General features: G+C 61.6%; 25 protein-coding genes. 22 read left to right on the top strand and 3 right to left on the bottom strand.

Going from position 1 to position 23684, the window contains the following annotated elements:
* Positions 1 to 102 precede the first annotated feature (102 nt).
* The gene (locus ABVR31_RS11895; RefSeq protein ID WP_125309414.1) at positions 103 to 966 is read right to left on the bottom strand and encodes a helix-turn-helix domain-containing protein; all 864 of its coding nucleotides are present in this window, start codon (positions 964 to 966) and stop codon (positions 103 to 105) included.
* Positions 967 to 1103: 137 nt separating this feature from the next.
* On the opposite strand from ABVR31_RS11895, the gene rclA reads away from it, so the two are divergent.
* Complete coding sequence (gene rclA / locus ABVR31_RS11890) at positions 1104 to 2429, top strand: reactive chlorine resistance oxidoreductase RclA (RefSeq protein ID WP_372772851.1); 1326 nt, start codon at positions 1104 to 1106, stop codon at positions 2427 to 2429.
* Positions 2430 to 2470: 41 nt separating this feature from the next.
* Here rclA and ABVR31_RS11885 read toward each other — a convergent pair whose 3' ends face one another.
* Positions 2471 to 3970: a SulP family inorganic anion transporter gene (locus ABVR31_RS11885; RefSeq protein WP_264248706.1), complete on the bottom strand. Its 1500-nt coding sequence runs from the start codon at positions 3968 to 3970 to the stop codon at positions 2471 to 2473.
* Between the two features lie 151 nt (positions 3971 to 4121).
* A complete protein-coding gene (locus ABVR31_RS11880; RefSeq protein WP_058780778.1) occupies positions 4122 to 4379 on the bottom strand; it encodes a biofilm/acid-resistance regulator YmgB/AriR in 258 nt (85 codons plus the stop codon).
* Positions 4380 to 4857: 478 nt separating this feature from the next.
* On the opposite strand from ABVR31_RS11880, the gene ABVR31_RS11875 reads away from it, so the two are divergent.
* The 21 genes from ABVR31_RS11875 (at position 4858) to ABVR31_RS11775 (ending at position 23672) form a co-directional block, all read left to right on the top strand.
* Complete coding sequence (locus ABVR31_RS11875; protein ID WP_058769594.1) at positions 4858 to 5289, top strand: MarR family winged helix-turn-helix transcriptional regulator; 432 nt, start codon at positions 4858 to 4860, stop codon at positions 5287 to 5289.
* Between the two features lie 2 nt (positions 5290 to 5291).
* Complete coding sequence (locus ABVR31_RS11870) at positions 5292 to 6977, top strand: MFS transporter (protein ID WP_372772849.1); 1686 nt, start codon at positions 5292 to 5294, stop codon at positions 6975 to 6977.
* Positions 6974 to 8065 (top strand): HlyD family secretion protein, encoded by a 1092-nt coding sequence (locus ABVR31_RS11865; protein WP_238561005.1) that lies wholly within the window; start codon positions 6974 to 6976, stop codon positions 8063 to 8065. Before ABVR31_RS11870 ends, ABVR31_RS11865 begins: the two co-directional genes overlap by 4 nt.
* Positions 8062 to 9432 (top strand): efflux transporter outer membrane subunit, encoded by a 1371-nt coding sequence (locus ABVR31_RS11860; RefSeq protein WP_372772847.1) that lies wholly within the window; start codon positions 8062 to 8064, stop codon positions 9430 to 9432. The genes ABVR31_RS11865 and ABVR31_RS11860 overlap by 4 nt, the downstream gene beginning before the upstream one ends.
* 236 nt (positions 9433 to 9668) lie before the next feature.
* The gene (locus tag ABVR31_RS11855; RefSeq protein ID WP_058780774.1) at positions 9669 to 10058 is read left to right on the top strand and encodes a hypothetical protein; all 390 of its coding nucleotides are present in this window, start codon (positions 9669 to 9671) and stop codon (positions 10056 to 10058) included.
* Positions 10059 to 10251: 193 nt separating this feature from the next.
* A complete protein-coding gene (locus ABVR31_RS11850) occupies positions 10252 to 10983 on the top strand; it encodes a beta-ketoacyl synthase chain length factor (protein WP_282954201.1) in 732 nt (243 codons plus the stop codon).
* Positions 10973 to 11773 (top strand): 1-acyl-sn-glycerol-3-phosphate acyltransferase, encoded by an 801-nt coding sequence (locus ABVR31_RS11845; RefSeq protein WP_288422668.1) that lies wholly within the window; start codon positions 10973 to 10975, stop codon positions 11771 to 11773. The genes ABVR31_RS11850 and ABVR31_RS11845 overlap by 11 nt, the downstream gene beginning before the upstream one ends.
* Positions 11774 to 11776: 3 nt before the next feature.
* On the top strand, positions 11777 to 12034 hold the full coding sequence (locus ABVR31_RS11840; RefSeq protein ID WP_021508263.1) for a phosphopantetheine-binding protein: 258 nt from the start codon (positions 11777 to 11779) through the stop codon (positions 12032 to 12034).
* An 11-nt stretch (positions 12035 to 12045) separates the two neighbouring features.
* Complete coding sequence (locus ABVR31_RS11835) at positions 12046 to 12297, top strand: acyl carrier protein (RefSeq protein WP_021508262.1); 252 nt, start codon at positions 12046 to 12048, stop codon at positions 12295 to 12297.
* A gap of 8 nt (positions 12298 to 12305) precedes the next feature.
* A complete protein-coding gene (locus ABVR31_RS11830; protein ID WP_021508261.1) occupies positions 12306 to 12866 on the top strand; it encodes a hypothetical protein in 561 nt (186 codons plus the stop codon).
* On the top strand, positions 12863 to 14191 hold the full coding sequence (locus ABVR31_RS11825) for an AMP-binding protein (protein ID WP_222951071.1): 1329 nt from the start codon (positions 12863 to 12865) through the stop codon (positions 14189 to 14191). Before ABVR31_RS11830 ends, ABVR31_RS11825 begins: the two co-directional genes overlap by 4 nt.
* On the top strand, positions 14178 to 14525 hold the full coding sequence (locus ABVR31_RS11820) for a hydroxymyristoyl-ACP dehydratase (protein WP_058780771.1): 348 nt from the start codon (positions 14178 to 14180) through the stop codon (positions 14523 to 14525). The genes ABVR31_RS11825 and ABVR31_RS11820 overlap by 14 nt, the downstream gene beginning before the upstream one ends.
* Positions 14519 to 16213: a glycosyltransferase gene (locus ABVR31_RS11815; protein WP_288422667.1), complete on the top strand. Its 1695-nt coding sequence runs from the start codon at positions 14519 to 14521 to the stop codon at positions 16211 to 16213. The genes ABVR31_RS11820 and ABVR31_RS11815 overlap by 7 nt, the downstream gene beginning before the upstream one ends.
* Positions 16206 to 16622 (top strand): thioesterase family protein, encoded by a 417-nt coding sequence (locus tag ABVR31_RS11810; protein ID WP_058769602.1) that lies wholly within the window; start codon positions 16206 to 16208, stop codon positions 16620 to 16622. The genes ABVR31_RS11815 and ABVR31_RS11810 overlap by 8 nt, the downstream gene beginning before the upstream one ends.
* A complete protein-coding gene (locus tag ABVR31_RS11805; protein ID WP_222951069.1) occupies positions 16619 to 17230 on the top strand; it encodes an outer membrane lipoprotein carrier protein LolA in 612 nt (203 codons plus the stop codon). The genes ABVR31_RS11810 and ABVR31_RS11805 overlap by 4 nt, the downstream gene beginning before the upstream one ends.
* Positions 17196 to 19517, top strand: a complete 2322-nt coding sequence (locus ABVR31_RS11800; protein ID WP_372772843.1) for an MMPL family transporter — start codon at positions 17196 to 17198, stop codon at positions 19515 to 19517. The genes ABVR31_RS11805 and ABVR31_RS11800 overlap by 35 nt, the downstream gene beginning before the upstream one ends.
* Complete coding sequence (locus ABVR31_RS11795) at positions 19514 to 20089, top strand: DUF3261 domain-containing protein (protein WP_059010480.1); 576 nt, start codon at positions 19514 to 19516, stop codon at positions 20087 to 20089. Before ABVR31_RS11800 ends, ABVR31_RS11795 begins: the two co-directional genes overlap by 4 nt.
* Complete coding sequence (locus tag ABVR31_RS11790) at positions 20086 to 21243, top strand: beta-ketoacyl-[acyl-carrier-protein] synthase family protein (protein ID WP_372772841.1); 1158 nt, start codon at positions 20086 to 20088, stop codon at positions 21241 to 21243. Before ABVR31_RS11795 ends, ABVR31_RS11790 begins: the two co-directional genes overlap by 4 nt.
* Positions 21236 to 21709: a hotdog family protein gene (locus ABVR31_RS11785; protein WP_264239601.1), complete on the top strand. Its 474-nt coding sequence runs from the start codon at positions 21236 to 21238 to the stop codon at positions 21707 to 21709. Before ABVR31_RS11790 ends, ABVR31_RS11785 begins: the two co-directional genes overlap by 8 nt.
* On the top strand, positions 21709 to 22440 hold the full coding sequence (locus ABVR31_RS11780; protein ID WP_372772839.1) for a 3-ketoacyl-ACP reductase FabG2: 732 nt from the start codon (positions 21709 to 21711) through the stop codon (positions 22438 to 22440). The genes ABVR31_RS11785 and ABVR31_RS11780 overlap by 1 nt, the downstream gene beginning before the upstream one ends.
* Positions 22440 to 23672, top strand: a complete 1233-nt coding sequence (locus ABVR31_RS11775) for a beta-ketoacyl-ACP synthase (RefSeq protein ID WP_058759684.1) — start codon at positions 22440 to 22442, stop codon at positions 23670 to 23672. The genes ABVR31_RS11780 and ABVR31_RS11775 overlap by 1 nt, the downstream gene beginning before the upstream one ends.
* Positions 23673 to 23684: the final 12 nt, after the last annotated feature.

Below are 23684 nucleotides of genomic sequence, written 5' to 3'. Positions count from 1 at the left end.
CCTCCTGTTACGAATCGCGTAATCGTTAACGCACTGAGAAATAAGCAAAGCCACGAATACGCCTTTACGCAAGCGAAGCGCGTACAGTTTTCTTCTTTACTCTTAGCGCTCCTGCGCCAGCGTTTCAACGCGACGTCGGTATTCTCCCGGTGTGCAGCCAAACTCACGGACAAACGCTTTGTGAAAGGATGATTCGCTGGCGTAGCCGACGGCCAGAGCGATGTTGATTAACGGGGCTGTTTCGCGCGCCAGTCGCTGAGCGGCCAGCTGCAGACGAAGGGCGGTGAGCACGGCCAGCGGCGTGGTAGCGCTGAGCTGGCGGAACAGCAGCGCGAAGGAAGCGCGGGACATAAACACTTGCTGAGCCATGGCTTCTACCGTCCACGGCCTTTCCGGCGCGGCGCACAGTTGGGTGATTAAAGGGCCAATACGTGGATGCAGAGCCACGGAGAGTAAGCCAGGGTGCGCTGCGTGAGTTGAGAGCCCATGACGCACCGCCAGTGTGAACAGGCTGCCAATCTGCTGGCTGCGAAGTGCGGCATCACCAGCAGCTGGCAGTGCGTCAGCACTCTGGGTGATGAACGGTAGCACCGCAGCCAGCCAGCGCCCATCGCTGCTTGTGGGTTCGGGGGCCAGCATTAGCACTTCGGGCAGGGCGGTGAGGAAAGCATGCGCCGACGCGGGCAGTTCCAGCAGGCCGCACACCAGTTGGGTTGGCTGCGTATGGCGCTGATAAATACGATGCGCGGCGTTTTGTGGCAGAAATATGACGCTGCCAGCAGTGAGTTCGACACCCGCAGTGACGGGCATATCCAGCATGACCGGGCCGCCTGTGACCGTATGCCAGCGCACTGCGCACAGGTGCCCGGCGCTGTGCGGCAGTTGCCACTCACCGCTCAGCACGCAGTTCTTATCTATGCTGCCCTGCGGGTTATGCAGCAGCAGCAGTTGACTCAATGGATCCATCTGTTTTTCCCTTTTCCCTGAACTGCCCGCTTGATTCAGACGCAAAGACAAAAATACCAGCGTTGCGGCGAAATACGGCGCGGCAGCAAACCGTAAGCTTTGGGTGATGACTATTTTTGACGCTTATGGAGAACATCATGAACCATTATCAGGCAGCAATCATCGGCTTTGGTAAAGCAGGTAAAACGCTGGCGGCGGCTTTGGGGCGCGCCGGATGGCGCGTCGCGATCATCGAAAAATCCCGCGCAATGTATGGTGGCACCTGCATTAATGTTGGCTGTATCCCAACGAAAGCACTGGTACACGATGTGCAACATCATGCCAGTTTCAGCGATGCCATGCAGCGCAAAGCGGCAGTAGTAGAATTGTTGCGTGAGAAGAATTATCTCAACCTGGCCGCTATTGGGAAGGTCGATGTCATTGATGGTGAGGCGGAATTTGTGGATGCCCACACGCTGAAAATCACCTCCTCACAGCAGGTCAGCCAGATTCATGCTGAGCGAATTTTTATCAATAGCGGTGCCGAAGCGGTGTTTCCCGCACTGGAAGGCTTAGTTGCCGGACCGCGCGTGGTTGACAGCAGCGGGATCCTGAATTTAACGCAACTACCGCAGCGGCTGGGGATCCTTGGCGGCGGTTATATTGGCGTTGAGTTTGCTTCCATGTTTGCCGGTTTTGGTAGCGAAGTGACGTTGTTTGAAAGTGCACCGCAATTTCTGGCGCGGGAAGATGATGATATCAGTGCGGCGATAGCCGGGATCCTGCAGGAGCAGGGCGTTAAGCTCGAGCTCAACACTGCATTACAGCGTGTAACCAGCGGTCGCGACAGCGTGACGCTGCATACCGCACAGGGCGATCGTGAAGTCGATGTGCTGCTGGTCGCCACGGGCCGTCGCCCGGCGACGAAGGCACTGAAATTGGAAAACGCGGGAGTAGTGACCGATGCGCGCGGCGCGGTGCGCGTCGATAAACAGCTTAAAACCTCTGTGGATCATATCTGGGCGCTGGGCGATGTTACCGGCGGGCCACAGTTTACCTATATTTCGCTTGATGATTTCCGCATCGTTTACGATCAGTTGCTGGGCAAGGGCACGCGCACCACCGAAGACCGCATTAACATCCCGTATTCCGTGTTTATGACGCCTGTGTTATCACGCATTGGTTTGACTGAAGCGCAGGCGCGCGCGCAGGGGAGGGATATTCAGGTGGTGACACTGCCGGTTGCCGCGATTCCACGTGCGCGCGTTGTTGACGACACCCGTGGCATGCTCAAAGCCGTGGTTGATAATGGCAGCCAGCAGATTCTCGGCGTGGCGCTGCTGGCAGCGGACTCGCATGAAGTCATTAACATCGTGAAAACGGTAATGGATGTCGGGCTGCCGTATAGCGTGTTGCGTGACCAGATTTTTACCCACCCAACCATGAGCGAATCGCTCAATGATCTGTTTGCCCTGGTAAAATAATGACGAACAGGACGCCTGCACCGGGCGTCCCGATCGCACATCTAGCCGAGATTGCCGCTCAGGCGATCGCGGAAATCGCTGCTGCGGTTATCCAGGCCGGTGAAGGTGACGCTGGCGCCGTGCCGCTGGTAGCGGTACTCAATGGCGTCGAGCGCCGCCACGCTGGAGGCATCCCAAATCTGCGCGTGGGTCAAATCGATGGTGACGCGCTGCGGATCGTGGCCGTAGTCAAAATGCTCAAACAGATCGTTGCTGCTGGCGAAAAACAGCGGGCCACGCACCGTGTAGTGCACCTGCTGGCCATCGTCACTCAGCTGACGTTCGGCGTGGATCACGTGAGCGATGCGGCGGGCAAACAGCATCATGGCGAGCATCACTCCCACCAGCACGCCAAGCGCGAGGTTACCGGTCCACACTGTGACGGCGACGGTCAGCACCATCACCAGCGTTTCCGACCACGGCATGCGTTTTAGCGTGGCCGGCTGCAGGCTGTGCCAGTTCACGGTTTTCACCGCGACCACCATCATAATGCCCGCCAGCACCACCATCGGAATCTGCGCCATGATCTGGCTCAGACCGGTGACCAGCAACAGCAGCACCAGCGCCGCGGCCACGGTGGACACCCGGGTACGCGCCTTGCCCAGCTCAACGTTAACAATGGTCTGGCCGATCATCGCGCAACCGGCGATACCGCCGTAAAAGCCTGCCAGAATATTGCCGACGCCCAGCGCCCAGGATTCACGCCGCTTACCGGAAGGCGTATCGGTCATGTCATCCACCAGTTTGGCGGTCAGCAGGGATTCCATCAGGCCGACGAAGGCGACCGACAGCGCGGTGGGCCAGACAATCTGCAGCGTCTGCAAATTAAGCGGCACCAGCAGGGTATTGAAATCCGGCAGGCCGGCGCGCATTGGCCCTTCATCGCCGACGTTGGGCACGCGATAGCCCAGCAGCAGCGCGACAGCGGTGACAGCCACGATAGCCACCAGCGGCGAAGGCACGCTTTTAAGCACTTTGGGCAGCAGCAGCACGATGGCCAGCGTGGCGGCGAACAGCAGCCACACCAGACCCGACTGGCCCCAGACGTGCGGCACCTGTGCAAAGAAAATCAGTATACCCAGCGCGTTAACGAAGCCGATCATCACCGAGCGCGGAATATAGCGCATCATGCGCGACAGCCCGGCAAGGCCGAAAATGATCTGAATAAGACCGCCGAGGATCACCGCTGGCAGAATGTACTCCACGCCATGCGCGTGCACCATCGGTCCGATCACCAGCGCGACGGAACCGGCCGCCGCGGTGACCATCGCTGGCCGTCCTCCCAGAATCGACAGCGTCAGGCACAGCACCACCGAAGCGACAAGACTGACTTTAGGGTCGACGCCGGCAATCACGGAAAACGAAATCACTTCCGGTATCAGCGCCAGGGCGGTAATCACCCCGGCCAGGCACTCGCGGGTGAAAAGAGAGGGTGAACGCAGCACACGTGCGACCGTGATGTCGCTCGCTGTGGCAGCGGGGCGATCGGCAGTTTGACTCATCTGTTGCAGGCTCTTTTATTGGATGCGCATGCCGTCACGGCATAGCAATATTTAGTGGAAAAGTTAACGCGGGCGATGTTACCGGGTGATGACGCGAGGCGCCAGTAAAACGGGGTGATAAGGTTGAGTCCATCCCTGGAATCCGCTGCGGCTACAGCGAAAAATCATCCGGAGTCTGGTGAACCACCAGTTCCAGCAGGTGACGGTAGACATCCAGCTGGACGACATCGGCTTCCTGCTCCAGCCGGCCAATCAGGGCAGCAATAATGGCCTTATTGGTCACCGGCATACCGCTGTGCAGGATTTCAGCAATCAGATGGCCTAAGACTTCCATCTCATTGGTTTCACTGTTAACGGCCTGTTTAAAATTGTCAGCGATGGTATCGCTGCTGTTGACGGCATTTTGCATGTGTAAGCCCTTAAGATTGGCTGATGGCCCAGCGGCCAGCACAACCAGGAAGAAATATTTCCGCGCGGACAGGCGCGAAAAACCTGACTCACCACCCAACACAAAAAGACACCTCTGAAGGTGGAAATCCACAACACCTTCAGAGGCGACGCAACTGCATCATTCGTTACCGAATCGTTAACCGATTCATGGCGGCTAAAGTTATACAGTAACCCCTAATCTGTACAAGCGGCGGCTTGTGCATTTCGTGCTTATCAGGCTAATTTACTCAATATTATAGGGTATTTTGCCGAAAAAAGTTATACAGGCAAGCTGTACACACGACCTGATCGGGCCTTTCCGCGACTTAAGTGAAACTGGTAATCTGCGCGCAGCACGACTAAATTTGCTGATGTAAGCAAACTTTTCATTCGCACGTCGCTTAGCTTATAATAACCCTCCCATTTAGTTAGAACTCTAACCATTAGGCCGCTACGCTTTGACTGACCATCCACAACCGTTCTCCCGTCTGTTGCATCTTACTGCCCATGCGTGGCGGCTGGCGGTTGATCGCCGCCTGAAAGAGAGCGGTTTGAGTATGAGTAGCTGGCTGGCAATTGCCAGCGTAGCGACCGCCAGTGAACCGCCGACGCAAAAAGCGCTGGCACAGCTATTGGGGCTGGAGGAAGCCAGTGTGGTGCCGCTGGTCGATCGGCTGGTGAAACAGCAGCTGCTGGCACGGGTGCAGCCAAAGGAAGATCGTCGCAAGCGCCTGCTGGTGTTAACCGAGCAGGGCGGCGAGGCGTTCGCTACGGTAAAAACGCAGGCGGATGCGCTGCGCGCCCAGCTGCTGGCCGATATCGATCCCGCCGCGCTGGCAGTGACCGAAAATGTGTTGCAGCAGCTGCTTGAACGCTTAGGAAACGTATAGCCGTGGCGAAACGTAACCCGTATGCCCCTCGCGAATGGCTGCCGCACGAAAAGCCGATGCTGCCGGGATCGCCCTCGACACCGCTGCATGCGCCATCGAAACGCATCGCGTTTGGCCTGATCGGCCTGCTGATCTCCATTACCGGCGCGCTGAGTAATGCGCTGGTGACCGCCAACCTCACCAATCTGCAGGGCACCTTCGCCGCGTACAGCAACGAAATCGCCTGGCTGCCGGCGGTCTACGTGATGGGCAATATCTCCATTAATCTGTTGCTGGTGAAGTTCCGCCAGCAGTTTGGTCTGCGGCTGTTTACCGAAGCTTTTCTGGTGCTGTACGTCATCGTGGCGTTTTTTCACATCCTCGCGAACGATCTCAGCTCGGCGATTATCGTGCGTACCGCGCACGGCATGGTGGGCGCGGCGCTCAGCTCGCTGGGCATCTATTATCAGATCCAGGCCTGGCCGGCGAAGCACCGTCTCAAAGCGCTGGTGATTGGCATCACCGCCTCACAGCTGGCGATTCCGCTGGCGCGGCTGTTCTCCAGCGAGCTGCTGCAGCTGGAGGAGTGGCGCGGCCTCTATCTGTTTGAGCTGGGCCTGGCGATGATTGCGCTGGGCTGCGTGCTGGTGGTCAAGCTGCCGCCGGGCGACCGTATCAAAGCGTTCGAAAAGCTCGATTTCGTCACATTTATGCTGCTGGCACCGGGCATGGCGTTATTGTGCGGCGTGCTGTCGCTCGGGCGCATTGAGTGGTGGTTCAGCACACCCTGGCTTGGTGTCTGTCTGGCGCTGGCGCTGGTGCTGATTGTCGCGGCGGTGGTGCTGGAGCATAACCGCGCTAACCCGCTGATTAACACCCGCTGGCTGAGCAATGGCATGATCGTGCGGCTCGGCATCGTGATGATCATGATGCGCATCGTGCTGGCCGAGCAGAATACCGGCGCGGTGGGCTTTCTGCAGCAGCTGGGCCTGCTCAACGATCAGATGCGCGGGCTGGCGCTGGCGATCATTGCGGGCGTGATCTGCGGCATGATTGCCAGCGCGCTGACCATCAAACCCAACCATCTGAGCTGGCCAATCGTGGTCTCGCTGGCCGTAATGATTGTCGCCTCGCTGATGGATGCGCAATCCAGCCCGCTGACGCGCGCCAGCAATCTCTACTTCAGCCAGTTTCTGCTCGGTTTCAGCAGTGCCTTTTTCCTTGGGCCAGCGATGCTGCTTGGCATCGGCGGCGTGGTGACTCAGCCGAAAAATCTGGTGAGTTTTGTCGTGCTGTTTGGCATGAGCCAGAATCTTGGCGGGCTGATTGGCTCTGCCATTCTCGGCACCTTCCAGACGTGGCGCGAAAAATATCACTCCAGCCTGCTGGGCGATCAGCTGTCGCTGCTCGATCCCAATGTGGTGGATCGCCTCAGCCAGTACAGCGCGCTGTTTCGCAGCCAGCTGGCGGACAGCGGCCTGGTCAGCGCGCAGAGCAGCAGTCAGTTGCAAACCGTGGCCACGCTGCAGGCCAACGTGCTGGCTTATAACGATACCTATTTACTGACCGCCGCGCTGGCAATGGTAACGCTGATGTGGGTGCTGTGGCGCCTGACGCGGCTGCGTTACCTTAACTGGCGCCAGGCGCGACATAATCTGACTGAGCAACAGCAGCAGGCTGCGCCAGCAAACCGAACGGAGACCCCATGAGTCAACAGGACGATTTACAGGCTGCGGAGCGCGAGCGCACCAACCGCCGACGCATTCTCTCTATCGCCGCCGGGAGCGGTATCGCCATCGTGGGCGTGCTGGTGATTTTATACGCCTGGCAGCTGTGGCCCTTTACCAGCACCATCCAGTCAACGGAAAACGCCTACGTGCGCGGCCAGGTGACCTTTATCAGCCCGCAGGTCAGCGGCTACCTGACGAACGTTGAGGTGGTGGATCTGCAGCCGGTGCGCAAAGGACAGTTGCTGATGACCATTGACGATCGTATCTATCGCCAGCGCGTGCATCAGGCGCAGGCACAGCTGGCGATGAAGATCGCCGCGCAGAATAACAACCAGCAGCAGCAGAAGAGTGCGGAGGCCACTATCGCCAGCAATAAAGCCGCACTGGAGAATGCCAAAGCGCAGGCGCTGAAAAGCAGTCTGGATTTGAAGCGGGTGGAAAATCTGGCGGCGGATGGCTCGCTGTCGGTACGCGAGCGTGACGCCGCGCGCGCAGCCAATGCGCAGGCCCAGGCCCAGCTGCGCCAGGCGGCGGCGCAGGTGGCGGTCTCGCAGCAGAATCTGCAAACCACCATCGTTAACCGCGCGGCGCTGGCCGGCGACGTAGCCAGCGCGCAGGCGGCACTGGAGCTGGCCAATATCGATCTGGACAATACGCGCATTATCGCGCCGGACAGCGGCCAGCTCGGTCAGCTGTCGGTGCGCAAAGGCACGTACGTTACTGCCGGCACGCGGCTGACCTCGGTGGTGCCGGATAATAAATGGGTGATTGCCAACCTGAAGGAAACCCAGCTGGCGCGTGTGCGCCCCGGTCTGCCGGTGTCGATCCGCGTTGATGCGCTGGACGGCAAGCGCTTTGACGGCCGCGTTGAGTTTATCTCGCCCGCCGCCGGATCTGAGTTCAGCGCCATCTCACCAGATAACGCCACCGGTAACTTCGTGAAAATCGCCCAGCGTATTCCGGTGCGCATCAAAATTCTTGGTGATGAACTGCAGCAGCTGCGCCCCGGGATGTCAGTGGAAGTCGACATTGATACCGCCGCCGAACCAAACCGGGATGCATTATGAAGCGGCCGTTACTCGCGGCGCTCATCGCGCTGCTGCTGACCGGCTGCGCCCGCGAAGTGGAGCAGGCGCCGTCGTCGCTGCCGATTCCACCCGGCTGGCGCCAGCAGGTCGGGCCCGCCGCCGCGCCGGAAGCGCAGTGGTGGCGCAGCTTTGGTGATGATCGCCTCAACTGGCTGGTGAACCAGGCGCTGCAGCACAACAGCGATATTCTCATTGCCCGGTCGCGCGTTGATCAGTATCGCGCCGAGCTGCGCGCTGCGCAGGGCGACAACTTCCCCACGCTGTCGGCGGGCGTGGCGGCAACCCATCAGCGTGCGCTGTCAGCGGCGACCGGTCAGCCATACGAAAGTGCGGTATTTCAGGGACTGCTGCAGGCCAATTATGAGGTCGACTTATGGGGCAGCCGCAGCAACAGCATCCGCGCGGCGGAAGCCACGCTGGCGGCGCAGCGTGCGGCGGCCTCGGCAGCCGAGCTGACGGTGGCCAGTTCGGTCGCGTCCGGTTACCTCAGCCTGTGCGCGCTCGACGAGCAGCTGCGCGTGACCGAGGCCACGCTGGAAACGCGGCAGAACTCGCTGAACCTGGCGCAGCGTCAGTTCGAAACCGGCTATACCTCGCGGCTCGAATGGATGCAGGCGGCGTCGGAGTATCAGACAGCGAAAGCGCAAATTCCTCAGCTGCAGCATCAGATCGCCCAGCAGGAGAACGCGCTCAGCATTCTGGTTGGCATGAATCCGCGCCAGATTGCACGCAGCAGCCAGTTCGACCAGCTGCGACTCCACGCACTGCCGGCGCTGCTGCCGTCGCAGCTGCTGAATCGCCGGCCTGACATAGTCCAGGCGCAGCGCCTGCTGCTGGCGAGCGACGCGTCGCTGGCGGCGGCGCAGGCACAGCTGCTGCCATCGCTCAACCTGACGGCGTCCGGCACGCTGCAGAGCAGCCAGCTACACGATCTGCTGGATAATCCGTTCCGCCTGTGGAGCATCGGCGGCAGCGTGCTGGCACCGCTGCTCAACCGCGAAGCGCTGACCGCGCAGGTGGATGTGGCGATGGCGTCGCGCAACCAGGCGCTGTACGGCTACGAAAGGGTGGTGCGCAACGCCTTTGCCGAGGTGGATAACGCGCTGGATGCCATTACGCGCAGCCAGCAGCAGCTGACAGAGTTGCAGGCGCAGGAGCGCTACGTTGCCGAGGCGTGGCGGATTGCGCGCAACCGTTATCAGAATGGCTATGCGTCCTACCTTGATGAGCTTGATGCGCAGCGCACGCTGTTCAGCACCCAGCTGAATATTGTGGCGGTGAAAAACACGCTGCTGCTGGCGCAAATCGATCTCTACCGCGCCCTCGGCGGCGGCTGGCAGGGTTGATCATCATGCCGCAGCCGCCTGGCTGCGGTCATAAATGACGTCTAAAGCCCGTTCACCCCGCTTTCACAACAGCACCAGCCCGAACTTAAGTGGTTCATGCTTTTTTTTACTTGTCTTTACAATTAGTGGTATTATCCGCGGCGCTTTACACAGTCTGAACGGAACTATGCAGGGGTTGTTGCCTGCACGGCCGCGTGGTTGCGCGGCTTGCCATGACAGGGGAAGAAAAGGAAATGATGAACAAAAAAGCCACGCTGGCACTGCTGGTTGCAGCGGTATTAATCACCGGCTGTGCATCGCGCACGGCACCGATCCAGAACGTCAGCCAGACGGTCGCGCAGAGCTACAGCGATCAGCAGATGCAGCGGGCTATCGTGGAAGCTGGCGCGGCCAATCACTGGGTGATCTCACCGGCGGGTTCGGGCGTGATGAATGGTCTGCTGGCAGAACGCGGCCACACGGCGAATATCCGTATCACCTACACTGCTAACAGCTACCGCATTGATTACGTCAGCAGCACCAATCTGAAAGCAGGCAGTGGCCAGATTCACCGTAACTACAACCGCTGGATTCAGAACCTGAACCAGGGCATCCAGACCCGTCTGGCGGTGCAGGCGGTAAAATAAGTCATCACGCGCGCCGCTAACAGTTAATCGTAAAGTTAGCTGGCACGCTGCCGAAATAGAAACAGGCGGACCCGATGTCCGCCTGAGAACTCGGCGACATCCGCGTGAGGCGGATGACTGGAATAGAGAGCAGGGAAGGGATGCCGCGCAGCGAAAATCTGACCATCCCTGAGGCTGAAGAAAGAATGCAGGTATGAAACTCGCTTACTCCCTTGTTGACTGGCATGCCATCGCGCCGGGCCACAGCAGTGCCGACGACTGGCAGCGCTGGGCGCAACACGCGCCGGTACTGGATGCCTGCCTGGCTATCGCCAAACCTCAGTTTTTACCGATGATGACTGCCCGTCGTCTCAGCCCCGGCAGCCGCGCTGCCGTTGAGTGCGGCCTTGCGCTGCTGGCCCGACAGTCGGTTGACGCCGTGGTGTTTACCAGCCGCCATGGCGAACTGGAACGCAATCTGCGTATTCTGCGTACGCTTGCGGACGGCCAGCCGCTATCCCCCACCGACTTCGCGATGTCGGTGCACAACTCGGCGGTCGGCAGCCTGACCATCGCCGCACGTCAGCCATTAGTGTCATCGTCAATTTCTGCCGGCATCGACAGCTTCCAGCAGGGCCTGCTTGAGGTCAGCACGCTGCATCAGGCCGGTTACCGGCAGGTGCTGCTGGTGGATTTTGACGGGCTGGTGCCCGACTACTACCGTCCGTGGCTGCCGGAGATCGATACCTTTAATGCACCCTACGCGGTTGCGCTGCTGCTGCGCGCCGGCGAAGCGTGGCGCTGTACGGCGACCGCCGCCCGCGCTCAGCCCGATGCGCTGCCGCAGAGCCTGCAGTTTCTGCATGCGATGCTGAGCGAAACGGCGGATTTCACCCTGGCCGGCGAGCGTCATCAGTGGCGCTGGGAGCGTGCTCATGGCGGATAACGCTATGCCGATGCGTCAGCGGCGCGGTGGCAACTATTACTGGCGGCTGGTGATGACCGCGCTTTGCTTTAGCCTGTTCAGCATTGGCGGTCTGTTGCTGTCGCTGATCTGGTTCAACCTGCTGCTGCTGATTCAGCGTGACGGTCTGCGCCGGCGGCAGATCGCGCGCCGCAGCATTGCGTTGAACTTTCGCTGCTTTCTGCGCTTCTGCCGTTTTGTCGGCGTGTATGACTATCAGATGCTGGGTGCAGAAGCGCTGCGTCAGGATCGCGGCTGCCTGATTGTCGCCAACCATCCGTCGCTGATCGATTACGTGATGATCGCCTCGCTGTTACCCGAGATGGATTGCCTGGTGAAGGCCGACCTGCAGCACAACATTTTCTTCCGCGGCGTTATTAAATCAGCCGATTACCTGATCAACAGCGAGGCGGAGACGCTACTGCCGGATAGCCAGCAGCGGCTGGCACGCGGCGATACCATTCTAATTTTCCCCGAAGGGACGCGCACCCGCTACGGCCAGCCGCTGCAACTGCAGCGCGGTGCGGCAAATATTGCGGTGCGCGCCGGATGCGATCTGCGCGTGATTCATATCACCTGTACCCAGCGTATGCTCGACAAGCAAAGCCGCTGGTATCAGATTCCGCTGGTTAAACCGGTTTTTACGGTACGCGTACAATCGCGTATTGCCAGCCACGCCTTTCACGAAGCGGATGAGGATGCGCAGCCGCTGGCCGCGCGCCGTTTGACGCGTTATCTGCAACAGGCGCTGGTGCCTGAAGAGACAAAGTAAGTTATGCAAGCACTGATTGACGACATTAAAACCATGATTATCGACACGCTGAATCTGGAAGATATCAGTCCGGATGATATCGATAGCGATGCACCGCTGTTTGGCGAAGGGCTGGGGCTCGACTCGATCGATGCGCTGGAGCTGGGACTGGCGGTGAAAAACCGCTTCGGCGTGCAGCTCTCCGCCGAGAGCGAAACGCTGCGGGCGCACTTTTTTTCCGTGGCCACGCTGGCCGCTTTTGTTGAACAACAGCAAGCCTGAGAACCGTCGACATGAATAAACAAGATATTTACCAGGAAGTGGCGACGCTGCTGACTACGCTGTTCGAAATTGATCCGGACGAGATCCGCCCGGACGCTCGCCTGTATGAAGATCTCGAACTCGACAGTATTGATGCGGTTGACATGGTGGTGCATCTGCAAAAACGCACCGGGCGTAAGATCAAGCCAGAAGCCTTCCGCGCGGTGCGCACCGTACAGGACGTGGTTGACGCCGTCGACCAGCTGATGCGCGACCAGGCCTGATAAACGCCATGCACAGGCTGTTGCAGCTGCTGAACGCGCTGGCGCTGATCGCCTGGCCATTGCTGGTATGGCTGGCGCTGACTCACCCGCAGTGGCGCGGCGTGCTGGTGCTGCTGGCGCTGGTGTTTGCGGCGCGCATCTGGAGCCTGCGTCAGGCGCAGGGCGCGCTGAACCGCACGCTGCTGCTGCTGGCGCTGATCGGCTGCCTGCTGTCTCTCGCCAGTATCGTGTTGCGGGCGCAGCATCTGCTGCTGTGGTATCCGGTGGTGGTGAATGGCCTGTTGCTTCTGCTGTTCGCCGCGTCGCTGTTCAGCCCGATGCCGCTGGTAGAGCGCCTGGCGCGCCTGCGTGAACCTCAGCTGCCGCCGCGTGCCGTCCGTTATACCCGACGCGTGACGCAGGTGTGGTGCGGGTTTTTTATTTTCAACGGCAGCGTGGCCCTGACTACCTGCCTGCTGAGTCATATCCGGCTATGGACACTCTGGAACGGGTGCATCAGCTATGTGCTGATGGGCGCGCTGATGGGCGGCGAATGGCTGCTGCGTCAGCGCATGAGGAAACACGCATGAAGGCCGTGGCGATTCGCGACTGGCTGCACGGCGCCGATCGTCTCGTCGCCTGGCAGGGGCAACAGCTGCATACGCTGGCGCAGATGCGGCAGCAGGTGCTGGGCTTAACCCATCAGCTACAGGCGCAGCCTGGCGCACGCTGGGCGCTGTGCTTTGACAACAGTTACCACTTTACCGTGGCGCTGCTGGCGAGCTGGTACGCCGGCAAAACGCCGGTCATCCCGGGCCACTGCCGCGCAGCGCAGCTGGAAGAGATGCACGACAGTCTTGATGGCGTGATCAGCGATATGCCGCTGGCGGTCACCCTGCCACAGCTACGCTGGGACGGCGCGCTGGCGCAGGGCGCGCTGCCAGAGATAGCGGCGCAGGCGAGTCTGGTGCTGTTCACCTCCGGCTCAACCGGAACGCCGCGTCGCGTGGTCAAATCACTGCGCGCCATGGATCTGGAAGCTCAGTGGCTGGCCGATCTGTGGGGCACGCGTCTGCAGGCGTGTCACGTCATTGCCTCGGTAAGCCATCAGCATCTGTATGGCCTGAGTTTTCGCATTATTCTGCCGATGGCGCTCGGCCTGCCGTTCGCCGCGCAGCAAATTTTTTATGGTGAGCAACTGGCGGATCAGCGTGCCGATCGCCGCTACGCCTTTATCAGCAGCCCGGCGTTTTTGCGCCGGCTGGACACGGCGCTGGTGGCGCCGCCCTGTGCACTGATTGTCTCCGCGGGCGGCGCGTTGCCGGGCGCGGATGCGCAACGCGCGCAGCAAACGCTGGACTGCGCGGTGGATGAAATTTACGGCAGTACCGAAACCGGGGTGATCGCGTGGCGCCGGGCCAGCGATGACGCTGCGCTGTGGCAGTGCTTCCCCCACGTCTCGCTGCGCGAGATCGCGCCGCAGCGCTGGCAGGTCTTCTCCGATCTGCTGGAGAGCCGCGCGGGCTGTGCGCTGGACGACCGTATCGTGCAGCAGCCGTCGGGCCGGTTTCAGCTGGCAGGGCGCCAGGATCGGGTGGTGAAAATTGAAGACAAGCGCGTGTCGCTGAGCGAAGTAGAGCGTCGCCTGCTGGCGCTGCCTGGTGTGGAAGATGCCGCCGCGCTGGCGATTCAGCGTCACGGCCGCCATGCCATCGCGGTGGTGCTGGCGCTGCCGCAACTGCCAGACGCCGCCACGCTGCACCAGCGTAAACAACAATGGAAACGCGCGCTGCAACCCTGGCTGGAGCCGGTCGCCATGCCGCGCTACTGGCGGGTGGTGACGGCGATTCCGGTCACCGCGCAGAGCAAGCGCGCATGGCCGCAGATAGAGGAATTGTTTGATGTTACCGGTTGAATTAGACGCGCAACAGCAGGACGACACGCTCACCCTGCGCCTGCTGGCGGCTGCCGACCTGCTGTGGTTTCGCGGCCACTTCCCGACGCTGCCGATTCTGCCGGGAGTGGCGCAGCTTGACTGGGTACTGCACTACGGCCTGACGCGCCTGGCGCCTGGTAAGAGCTTTGCCTCGATTGAAAACATCAAATTCCAGCAGCCGGTGCCGCCGGATGCGCAGCTGGAGCTGCAGTTGCAGTGGCTGCCGGAAAAGTCGCTGCTAAGTTTTCGCTACGCGCTGCTGCGCGGTGCGCAGGCTGAGGTCGCCAGCAGCGGGAAGATTCGCCTGTGCTGAGTGCCTCTTTTGCGCCCTGCGTGCTGATTCCCTGCTACAACCACGGTGCCATGCTGGCGTCGGTGCTGGCGCGGCTGGCCCCGTTCAACCTGCCGGTGATCGTGGTCGACGACGGCAGCGATGCCCGGACCAAACAGCATATCGCTGCGCTGGATGCGCCGCAGCTCCGGGTGCTGACGCTGCCGCACAACCAAGGTAAGGGAGCGGCGGTGATTGCCGGACTGCGCGCCGCCGCGGCCGTGGGCTTTAGTCATGCGCTGCAGCTGGACGCCGACGGACAGCATCAGGTGGAGGACACACCGCGCATGCTGGCAGAGGCCGAACGCTATCCGCACTGCCTGATCTCCGGCCAGCCGCAGTACGATGCCTCAATCCCGAAATCCCGGCTCTATGGACGCTACATCACCCATTTCTGGGTATGGGTGGAAACGCTGTCGTTTTCGCTGAAAGACAGCATGTGCGGTTTCCGCGTCTATCCGCTGGCAGCGTCGCTTGAGCTGTGCGATCGCCGCGCTATCGGCCAGCGCATGGATTTTGACACCGAGATCATGGTGCGCCTCTACTGGCAGGGCACGCCGAGCCGGTTTATCCGCACGCGCGTGACCTATCCGCCGAGCGGCGTCTCACACTTTGACGCGCTGCATGACAACCTGCGTATCTCGTGGATGCACACCCGTCTGTTCTTTGGCATGCTGCCACGCATCCCGCAGCTGCTATCCCGCCGGCGTCAGCAGGCGCACTGGGCAGCGACGCCAGAGCGCCGCGGCCAGTGGGGGCTGCGCTTTATGCTGTGGCTGTACCAGCGTGCCGGCCGCCTGCCGTTTATTCTGCTGCTGTGGCCGGTGGTGGCGGTGTACTGGCTCAGCGGTCGCGCGGCGCGGGCGGCGTCGCAGCAGTGGCTGACGCGCGTACAGGCCGTGGCGCATCAACAGCAGATTGCGCTGCCGCGGCCGCTCAGCAGCTATTGCCACTTCCTGCGTTTTGGCAACAGCATGCTGGATAAAGTCGCCAGCTGGCGCGGTGACCTGCAATGGGGACGCGATATCGACTTCGCGCCCGGTGCGGAAACGGTGATTCGCGCCGCTGAAGGCAAAGGCCAGCTGATTCTCGCCTCGCATCTGGGCGATATCGAAGCCTGCCGGGCGATGGCGAAGCAGGTCAGCGGTCTGGTGATCAACGCGCTGGTGTTCACCGACAACGCCCAGCGCTTCCGCGCGGTGCTGGAGAGCATTGCGCCGCAGGCGGGCGTCAATCTGCTGCCGGTCAGTGATATCGGCCCGGACACCGCAATTTTACTGCAGCAAAAGCTGGATGCCGGTGAGTGGGTGGCCATCGTTGGCGACCGCACCGCCGTGCAGCGTCAGCGCGGCGGCGAACGGCGCGTGGTGTGGAGTGAATTTATGGGCCAACCGGCACCGTTCCCGCAGGGACCTTTTGTGCTGGCGGCGGCGCTGCGCTGTCCGGTGCTGCTGATGTTCGCGCTGCGCCAGCAGGGCAAACTGCGCGTGCACTGCGAGGCCTTTGCCGATCCTTTACCGCTGCCGCGCAATGGGCGACAGCAGGCGCTGCAGGCGGCGGTCGATCGCTATGCTGCGCGCCTGCAGCATCATGCCCTGCTGGCACCGCTGGACTGGTTTAACTTTTACGATTTCTGGGCTCTGCCCGAAGAGGAGCAACGCGATGCGTAACGCAAGCTGGCGCGCGGAGATTGAACGGGTGGTCTCGTTTCATGACTGCGATCCGATGGGCGTGGTGTGGCACGGCAACTATTTCCGCTACTTCGAAGTGGCGCGTGAAGCGCTGCTGCGCAGTATCAACTACAGCTATGCAGAGATGAGCGCCAGCGGCTACGTCTGGCCGGTGGTTGATACCCGGGTTAAATACCGCCTGCCGCTGCGCTGTGAAGAGGCCATTCGTGTTGAAGCCAGCATCAGCGAATATGAAAACCGGCTGCGCATCGATTATGTCATCCGTAACGCTGCCGGGCAGGTGACCACCAAAGCGCACACGCTGCAGGTGGCGGTCAGCGCCAGCACGCAGGAGATGTGCTTTGTCTCGCCGGATATTCTGCTGCAGCGTTTGGGGGTGTCATCATGATTCGTCTGGTCTGCCTGCTGCTGACGCTGCTCAGCGCCAGCGCCAGCGCGGTGACGCTGGAACAGCTACAGCAGCGCTTTGCCAGCCAGCCGGTGATTCGCGCCAGCTTTGTACAGGTGCGCAGCATCGCCGGCATGGCACAGCCGCTGGTGTCGCGCGGCCAGCTGTTGATTGCTCAGCAGCAGGGGCTGTGGTGGCACCAGGCGACACCGTTCCCGATGACGCTGATTCTGGATGATCACCGCATGGTGCAAAGCATGAGCGGCCAGCCACCGCAGGTGATCACCGCTGACAGCAATCCGCAAATGTTCCAGTTTAACCATCTGCTGCGCGCGCTGTTCCAGGCGGATGAGCAGGTACTGCGCGAGAATTTTGTGCTCGATTTCCACGATGACGGTGGCGACGGCTGGCAGCTGAGCCTGACGCCGAAAGCGGCACCGCTGAATAAGATCTTCAACCGCATCGATCTGCAGGGCGCGGCGTATCTCAACCGCATTACGCTGGATGACCGCCAGGGCGATAAAACGGAAATCACCCTGAGCGATACCCGTACGCAGCCCGGCCAACTGACTGATGAAGAGCGAGCCCGTTTTGCCGCAGCGCAGTGAGATTTTTGCCGCGCGCGCCTGGCTGGCCGTCTGTCTGCTGCTGATGCTGGCGCTGGCCTGGTTACTGCCGCGCAGCCACATTAACAGCAGCGTGCTGGCTCTGCTGCCGCAGCAGAATCTTGGCCAGGCACCGGCGGAGATTCAGCAGGGCTTTATGCAGCGGCTCGACCGCCAGCTGGTGTGGCTGGTAAGTGCGCCTGGTGCGGACGGTGACGCCGCCGCCGCGTGGTGGCAGGCGCAGCTCCGGGCACTGCCGATGCTCAGTGAGGTCAGCGGCGCGCTGGATGATGATCAGCTGCAGCGCTGGGGAAGCTTTGCTTATCAGCATCGCAACGGGCTGATCGATCCGCTGACGCGTGCGCGACTGCAGCACGGCGGCGGCGCGCAGGCCGACTGGATTCTGGCGCAGCTGTTTTCGGCGTTTGCCGGGGTGAGCAGCAAAGAGCTTGCCGGTGACCCGCTGCTGCTGGTGCGTGGCGCGCAGCTGGCGCTGCAGCAGAACGCCAGCAAAATGGTGCTGCACAACGGCTGGCTGACGGTCAGCGATGCGCAGCAGCGCCGCTGGTATTTTCTGCACGGCGAACTGGTACATAACGCCTTCAGCATGGCGCAGAGCCATCAGCTGGTCAGCGCGCTGCATCAGCTTGAGCAGCAGTTGAAACAGCGCTGGCCGCAGGCGCAGCTGCTGACGCGCGGCACGGTGCTGTTCAGCGACGATGCCAGCCAGCGCGCGCAGCATGATGTTGCCACGCTGGGCAGCGTGACGCTGGGCGGTTTGCTGCTGCTGGTGTGGCTGGTGTTTCGATCACTGCGGCCGCTGGCGCTGAGCGCGCTGTCGGTAGCCATCGGGGCGATGGCCGGCACCGTGTTCACGCTGCTGTTTTTTGGTGAGCTGCATCTCACCACGCTGGTGATGAGTCTCAGTATTGTCGGCATCTCGGCCGATTATACGCTGTACTACCTGACGGAACGCATGGTGCACGGCGAGCACGCCACACCGTGGCAGAGTCTGCATAAAGTGCGCGGTACGCTGCTGCTGGCGCTGGGCACCACGGCGATCGCCTGGCTGCTGATGTTGCTGGCACCGTTTCCCGGGCTGCGCCAGCTGGCGGTATTTGCCGCCAGCGGCCTGAGCGCCTCGTGCCTGACGGTGATCTGTTTCTATCCGTGGCTGGTGCGCGGTCTGCCGGTGCGACCGGTGCCGGCGATGGTGTGGCTGGCGCGCTGGCTGGCCGCGTGGCGCCGCCAGCGCGGGCTGCGCGTCGGGTTACCGCTGCTGGTAGCCCTTTACGCGCTGAGCGGCATCTTACAGCTGCGCGTCGACGATAATATTGCTCATCTGCAGAGCGCGCCGGCGCAGCTGCTGGCGCAGGATCGCCAGCTGGCGCAGCTCACCGGGCAACAGGCCGATCAAACCTGGTTTGTCGTCTGGGGTGATAACGAGCAGCAGGTGTTGCTGCGGCTTAATGCGCTGGCGCCCGAACTGCAGCGCGCGCAGCAGCAGGGCTGGCTGGCGAGCTATCGCCTGCTGCCGCTTAGCTCGCTGGAACAGCAGCAGCAGGATGTCGCGCTGTTACAGCAGGCGGCCCCGACCATCATGGCGCATCTGCAACAGGCCGGCATCCATCTGGCGCAGGCCAGTCTGCAGCCGATGCCGGTCAGCGTGCAGGCGTGGCTGGCGAGTCCGCTGAGTGAAGGCTGGCGGCTGCTGTGGCTGTCGCTGCCTGACGGACGCAGCAGCGTGCTGGTCCCGGTGAGCGGCGTGCAGAACAGTGCCGCGCTGCAAAAGCTGGCGACAGCGCAGGCAGGCGTGAGCTGGGTCGATCGCAAGGCCCGTTACGATGAGCTGTTTGGCTTCTGGCGCACGCTGCTAAGCGGCCTGCTGGCGCTGGCGCTGCTGCTGATCACCGTCAGCTACACCCTGCGCCTTGGCCTCAAAGCCGGGCTACGCAGCGTGCTGCCGTCATGGCTGTCGCTGGCGGCCGCGCTGGCCACGCTCGGCTGGCTGGGTGCCAGTCTGAATCTGTTTGCGCTGCTGGCGCTGATTCTGGTGCTGGGCATTGGCATCAATTACACGCTGTTTTTCAGTAATCCGCGCGGCACGCCGCTGACGTCGATGCTGGCGGTGACGCTGGCGATGATGACCACGCTGCTGACGCTAGGCATGCTGGTATTCAGCAGCACCAGCGCCATCAGCAGCTTTGGTACCGTGCTGTGCAGCGGAATTTTTTGTGCATTTTTACTGGCGCCGCTGGCGCTGGCGGGCGGAAAAAGGAAATCACGATGAGAATGGGTGCGTTACTGCTGGCGCTCAGCCTGCTGCTGAGCGGATGTGCGTCTCACCATGACGAGTCCAGCCGGCCCACGGCCTGGCTCAAACCCGGTGTGCGCGTCACGCTGCCGGCACCGGGCATCTCGCCCGGCTTTCAGCAGCAGCAGTTGCTGACCGGGCGCGTGAAGGGCAAAACCCAGTCATTGCTGGTGCTGCTCAGCGCGGATGCGCAGCAGATCTCGCTGGCCGGGCTGTCGTCGCTTGGCATCCGGCTATTCCGCGTCACTTACGATCAACAGGGGATTCATACCCAGCAGATGATGGCGCTGCCCGACCTGCCGCCAGCCAGCCAGGTGCTGGCCGATATTATGCTGAGCTACTGGCCGGTCAGCGCGTGGCAGCCGCAATTGCCGTCCGGCTGGACGCTGCGCGATGTGGGCGACCGGCGCGAATTACGCGATGCTTCCGGCCAGCTTATCAGCCAGATTCACTATCTGCAGCGCGGGGAACAGCGTGAGCCGATTAGCGTCGATCAGCGCGCCTTTGGCTATCAGATTCACATCCAGCATCTGGACGCCTCCTCATGATTTACCTGTCGGCTTTTGGCATGGTCAATGCGCTGGGCAGCAGCCTGGCGCAGATTGCCGCCCAGCTACAGCAGGGCACAGCGCCCGGTATGCAGCTGCGTGACGGCTGGTTAGCGCAGGGCAAGCGCTGCTGGCTGGGTGAAGTGCCGGGCGCGCTGCCGGCGGTACCGGCTGAACTGGCGGCGCATGATACGCGCAACAATCGATTGCTGCTGGCGGCGCTGCAGCAGTGCCAGCCAGCATTGGATGAGGCGATTACGCGCTATGGTCGCGCCCGCGTGGCCATCGTGCTGGGCACCAGTACTTCCGGCGTGGATGAGGGCGATCGGCAGACGGACGGCGGTCATGCCGGTTATGACTACCGGATGCAGGAACTGGGCGATCCGTCGCGCTTTCTGGCGCACTATCTGCAGCTGGATGGCCCGGCGTACACGATTTCTACGGCCTGCTCCTCCAGCGCGCGCGCCATCATCAGCGGGGCGCGGCTGATTGCTGCCGGTCTGGCCGACGTAGCGCTGGTGGGCGGTGCGGACTCGCTCAGCCGCATGCCGATTAACGGCTTTGCCAGCCTCGATTCGCTGTCGGAACATCACTGCGCACCGTTCAGCGCCGGGCGCGACGGAATTTCGATTGGCGAAGCGGCGGCGCTGCTGCTGCTGACGCGCGAGCCACAGCCGCTGGCGCTGCTGGGCTGCGGTGAATCATCAGATGCCTGGCACATGTCAGCGCCGCATCCGCAGGGCGTGGGCGCGGAAGCCGCCATGCGCATGGCGCTGCAGCAGGCCGGTTTGCAGCCGCACGAGGTGGGCTATATCAATCTGCACGGTACCGCCACGCCGCTCAACGATCAGGTTGAAGCAGCGGTGATTCACCGCCTGTTTGGCGATGCCGTGCCGTGCAGCTCTACCAAGCACCTCACCGGCCACACGTTAGGCGCAGCAGGCGCCACCGAAGCCGCGCTGGCGGCCCTGATTATCCAGCAACAGTTGTCGCTGCCGCCGCAGGATTTTTCGCACGCGACGCAGGATAGTACGCTGCCGCCCTGTGGACTGCTGACGGTGGCACAGCCGCTGGCGCGCCCGGTAATTGCCTCCAACTCCTTTGCCTTTGGCGGGAACAATACCTGCCTGATTGTAGGATCTTCGCATGAATGATTTTTTGCCGGTGGGCGATTACCTGCCGCATCGCGCGCCGCTGTTGCTGCTTGAGCGCGTGCTTGACGTCACGCCAGACAGCGTTGTCTGTGCGGTCACGGTGAGCCCGCACGGCGTGCTGGCACCGTTCCTCACGCCGCAGGGCGAGCTGCCGGCGTGGTTTGGCGTCGAGATCATGGCGCAGACCGTGGGCGTCTGGTCCGGCTTTCATGCCCGCCAGCGCGGCGCCAGTGACATCCGCCCCGGCATGCTGCTGGGCGGGCGCGGCTATCGTGCCAGTGCGCCCACCTTCGCGGCACACAGTGAGTTGAAGATTGAGATGCACCTGCTGATGCGCGATGACAAGCTGGGCAGTTTTGAGGGCGAGATCCGCTGCGGCACCAGCCTGCTGGCCAGCGGACGACTGAACACCTACCAGCCCGACGACGACGAATTAACCCGATTAGCGCAACAAGGAACCGAGTGATGACCCGCAGCGTATTAGTAACCGGGGCCAGTAAAGGTATTGGCCGTGCCATGGCTTTACGTCTGGCCGCCGACGGATTTGATATTGTGGTGCATTACCACCGCGACGCCGCTGGTGCGCAGCAGACGCTGGCGCAGATCGTTGCCGCAGGCGGCCGCGGCCGCACGCTGCAGTTTGACGTGGCACAGCGGGAAGCCACGCGTAACGCGCTGGAGCAGGATATCGCCGCGCACGGTGCTTATTATGGCGTGATCAGCAATGCGGGCATTACCCGCGACGGTGCTTTTCCGGCGCTCACCGAAGAAGAATGGGACAGCGTGATCCACACTAACCTCGACAGTTTCTACAACGTGATTCATCCCTGCGTCATGCCGATGATCGGCCTGCGCCAGGGCGGACGCATCATTACTCTCTCTTCGGTATCTGGCATGATGGGCAACCGCGGGCAGGTCAACTATAGCGCGGCCAAGGCCGGTATCATCGGCGCCACGAAAGCGCTGGCGATTGAACTGGCGAAACGCAAAATCACCGTTAACTGTATCGCGCCAGGTTTGATCGATACCGGCATGACCGATCTTGAGCCACAGGTAATCGACGAAGCGCTGAAAATCATTCCGATGAAACGTATGGGCGCGGCAGACGAAGTCGCTGGCCTGGCCAGCTATCTGATGTCGGATATCGCTGGCTACGTTACGCGGCAGGTGATTTCCATCAACGGAGGGATGTTGTGATGCAGCGGGTAGTGGTTACCGGTATGGGCGGCGTCACCGCTTTCGGTGAGAGCTGGAGCGCGGTGGCGCAGCGCATTAAACAGGGCCAGAATGCGGTACGTAAAATGCCGGAGTGGCAAGTCTATGATGGCCTGCACACGCTACTGGGCGCGCCGATCGATGACTTCACGCTGCCGCCGCACTACACACGTAAACGCATCCGCGCCATGGGGCGCGTCTCACTGCTGGCGACGCGTGCCACCGAGCTGGCGCTGGAGCAGGCCGGCCTGATTGACCATCCGGTGCTGACCAGTGGTGAAACCGGCATCGCCTATGGGTCTTCGACCGGCAGCACCGGTCCGGTGAGCGAGTTCGCCACCATGCTGACGGAAAAGCATACCAACAACATCACCGGCACCACCTATGTGCAGATGATGCCGCACACCACGGCAGTTAACGCTGGACTGTTTTTTGGTCTGCGCGGTCGCGTGATCCCCACGTCCAGCGCCTGCACTTCCGGCAGCCAGGCGATTGGCTACGCGTGGGAAGCCATTCGCCATGGCTATCAGACCGTGATGGTCGCGGGCGGGGCAGAGGAGCTGTGCCCCTCGGAAGCCGCCGTGTTCGATACGCTGTTTGCCACCAGCCAGCGTAACGACGCGCCGCACACCTCGCCGGCACCGTTCGATCAACAGCGCGACGGTCTGGTGATTGGCGAAGGGGCGGGCACGCTGATTCTGGAATCGCTGGCACATGCGCAGGCGCGCGGCGCGACCATCTATGCGGAGCTGGTCGGTTTTCACACTAACTGTGACGCGGCCCATATCACTCAGCCGCAGCGTGAAACCATGCAGATTTGTATTCAGCGCGCGCTGGACAGCGCAGGGGTGACGGCAGCGCAGATTGGTTACATTAACGCACACGGTACCGCCACCGATCGCGGCGATATTGCCGAAAGCCAGGCGACGGCAGCAATTTTTGGTAATCGTACGCCCATCTCTTCGCTGAAAAGCTACTTCGGTCACACGCTGGGTGCCTGCGGCGCGCTGGAAGCGTGGATGAGTATTGAGATGATGCGTGAGGGTTGGTTTGCGCCCACGCTGAATCTGACGCAGCCCGCCGCCGAATGCGGTGAGCTGGATTACATCACTGGCGCGCCCCGGCAGCTACAGACCGATTACGTCCAGTCAAACAACTTTGCTTTTGGCGGTATCAACACCTCGCTGGTGTTTAAACGCTGGCGCGACGCCTGAGTCTCTCTGTTT

Source organism: Pantoea sp. WEP (genome assembly GCF_041678305.1).
GTDB lineage: Bacteria > Pseudomonadota > Gammaproteobacteria > Enterobacterales > Enterobacteriaceae > Pantoea > Pantoea dispersa.
This window is presented reverse-complemented; position numbering and strand designations above follow the sequence as displayed.

Bases quoted from the DNA above. Each gene is read 5' to 3' on its own strand.
- ABVR31_RS11895 (WP_125309414.1), bottom strand. From the start codon at position 966: ATGGATCCATTGAGTCAACTGCTGCTGCTGCATAACCCGCAGGGCAGC.
- rclA (WP_372772851.1), top strand. From the start codon at position 1,104: ATGAACCATTATCAGGCAGCAATCATCGGCTTTGGTAAAGCAGGTAAA.
- ABVR31_RS11885 (WP_264248706.1), bottom strand. From the start codon at position 3,970: ATGAGTCAAACTGCCGATCGCCCCGCTGCCACAGCGAGCGACATCACG.
- ABVR31_RS11880 (WP_058780778.1), bottom strand. From the start codon at position 4,379: ATGCAAAATGCCGTCAACAGCAGCGATACCATCGCTGACAATTTTAAA.
- ABVR31_RS11865 (WP_238561005.1), top strand. From the start codon at position 6,974: ATGAGTCAACAGGACGATTTACAGGCTGCGGAGCGCGAGCGCACCAAC.
- ABVR31_RS11860 (WP_372772847.1), top strand. From the start codon at position 8,062: ATGAAGCGGCCGTTACTCGCGGCGCTCATCGCGCTGCTGCTGACCGGC.
- ABVR31_RS11855 (WP_058780774.1), top strand. From the start codon at position 9,669: ATGAACAAAAAAGCCACGCTGGCACTGCTGGTTGCAGCGGTATTAATC.
- ABVR31_RS11850 (WP_282954201.1), top strand. From the start codon at position 10,252: ATGAAACTCGCTTACTCCCTTGTTGACTGGCATGCCATCGCGCCGGGC.
- ABVR31_RS11845 (WP_288422668.1), top strand. From the start codon at position 10,973: ATGGCGGATAACGCTATGCCGATGCGTCAGCGGCGCGGTGGCAACTAT.
- ABVR31_RS11840 (WP_021508263.1), top strand. From the start codon at position 11,777: ATGCAAGCACTGATTGACGACATTAAAACCATGATTATCGACACGCTG.
- ABVR31_RS11835 (WP_021508262.1), top strand. From the start codon at position 12,046: ATGAATAAACAAGATATTTACCAGGAAGTGGCGACGCTGCTGACTACG.
- ABVR31_RS11830 (WP_021508261.1), top strand. From the start codon at position 12,306: ATGCACAGGCTGTTGCAGCTGCTGAACGCGCTGGCGCTGATCGCCTGG.
- ABVR31_RS11825 (WP_222951071.1), top strand. From the start codon at position 12,863: ATGAAGGCCGTGGCGATTCGCGACTGGCTGCACGGCGCCGATCGTCTC.
- ABVR31_RS11820 (WP_058780771.1), top strand. From the start codon at position 14,178: ATGTTACCGGTTGAATTAGACGCGCAACAGCAGGACGACACGCTCACC.
- ABVR31_RS11810 (WP_058769602.1), top strand. From the start codon at position 16,206: ATGCGTAACGCAAGCTGGCGCGCGGAGATTGAACGGGTGGTCTCGTTT.
- ABVR31_RS11805 (WP_222951069.1), top strand. From the start codon at position 16,619: ATGATTCGTCTGGTCTGCCTGCTGCTGACGCTGCTCAGCGCCAGCGCC.
- ABVR31_RS11800 (WP_372772843.1), top strand. From the start codon at position 17,196: ATGAAGAGCGAGCCCGTTTTGCCGCAGCGCAGTGAGATTTTTGCCGCG.
- ABVR31_RS11795 (WP_059010480.1), top strand. From the start codon at position 19,514: ATGAGAATGGGTGCGTTACTGCTGGCGCTCAGCCTGCTGCTGAGCGGA.
- ABVR31_RS11790 (WP_372772841.1), top strand. From the start codon at position 20,086: ATGATTTACCTGTCGGCTTTTGGCATGGTCAATGCGCTGGGCAGCAGC.
- ABVR31_RS11785 (WP_264239601.1), top strand. From the start codon at position 21,236: ATGAATGATTTTTTGCCGGTGGGCGATTACCTGCCGCATCGCGCGCCG.
- ABVR31_RS11780 (WP_372772839.1), top strand. From the start codon at position 21,709: ATGACCCGCAGCGTATTAGTAACCGGGGCCAGTAAAGGTATTGGCCGT.
- ABVR31_RS11775 (WP_058759684.1), top strand. From the start codon at position 22,440: ATGCAGCGGGTAGTGGTTACCGGTATGGGCGGCGTCACCGCTTTCGGT.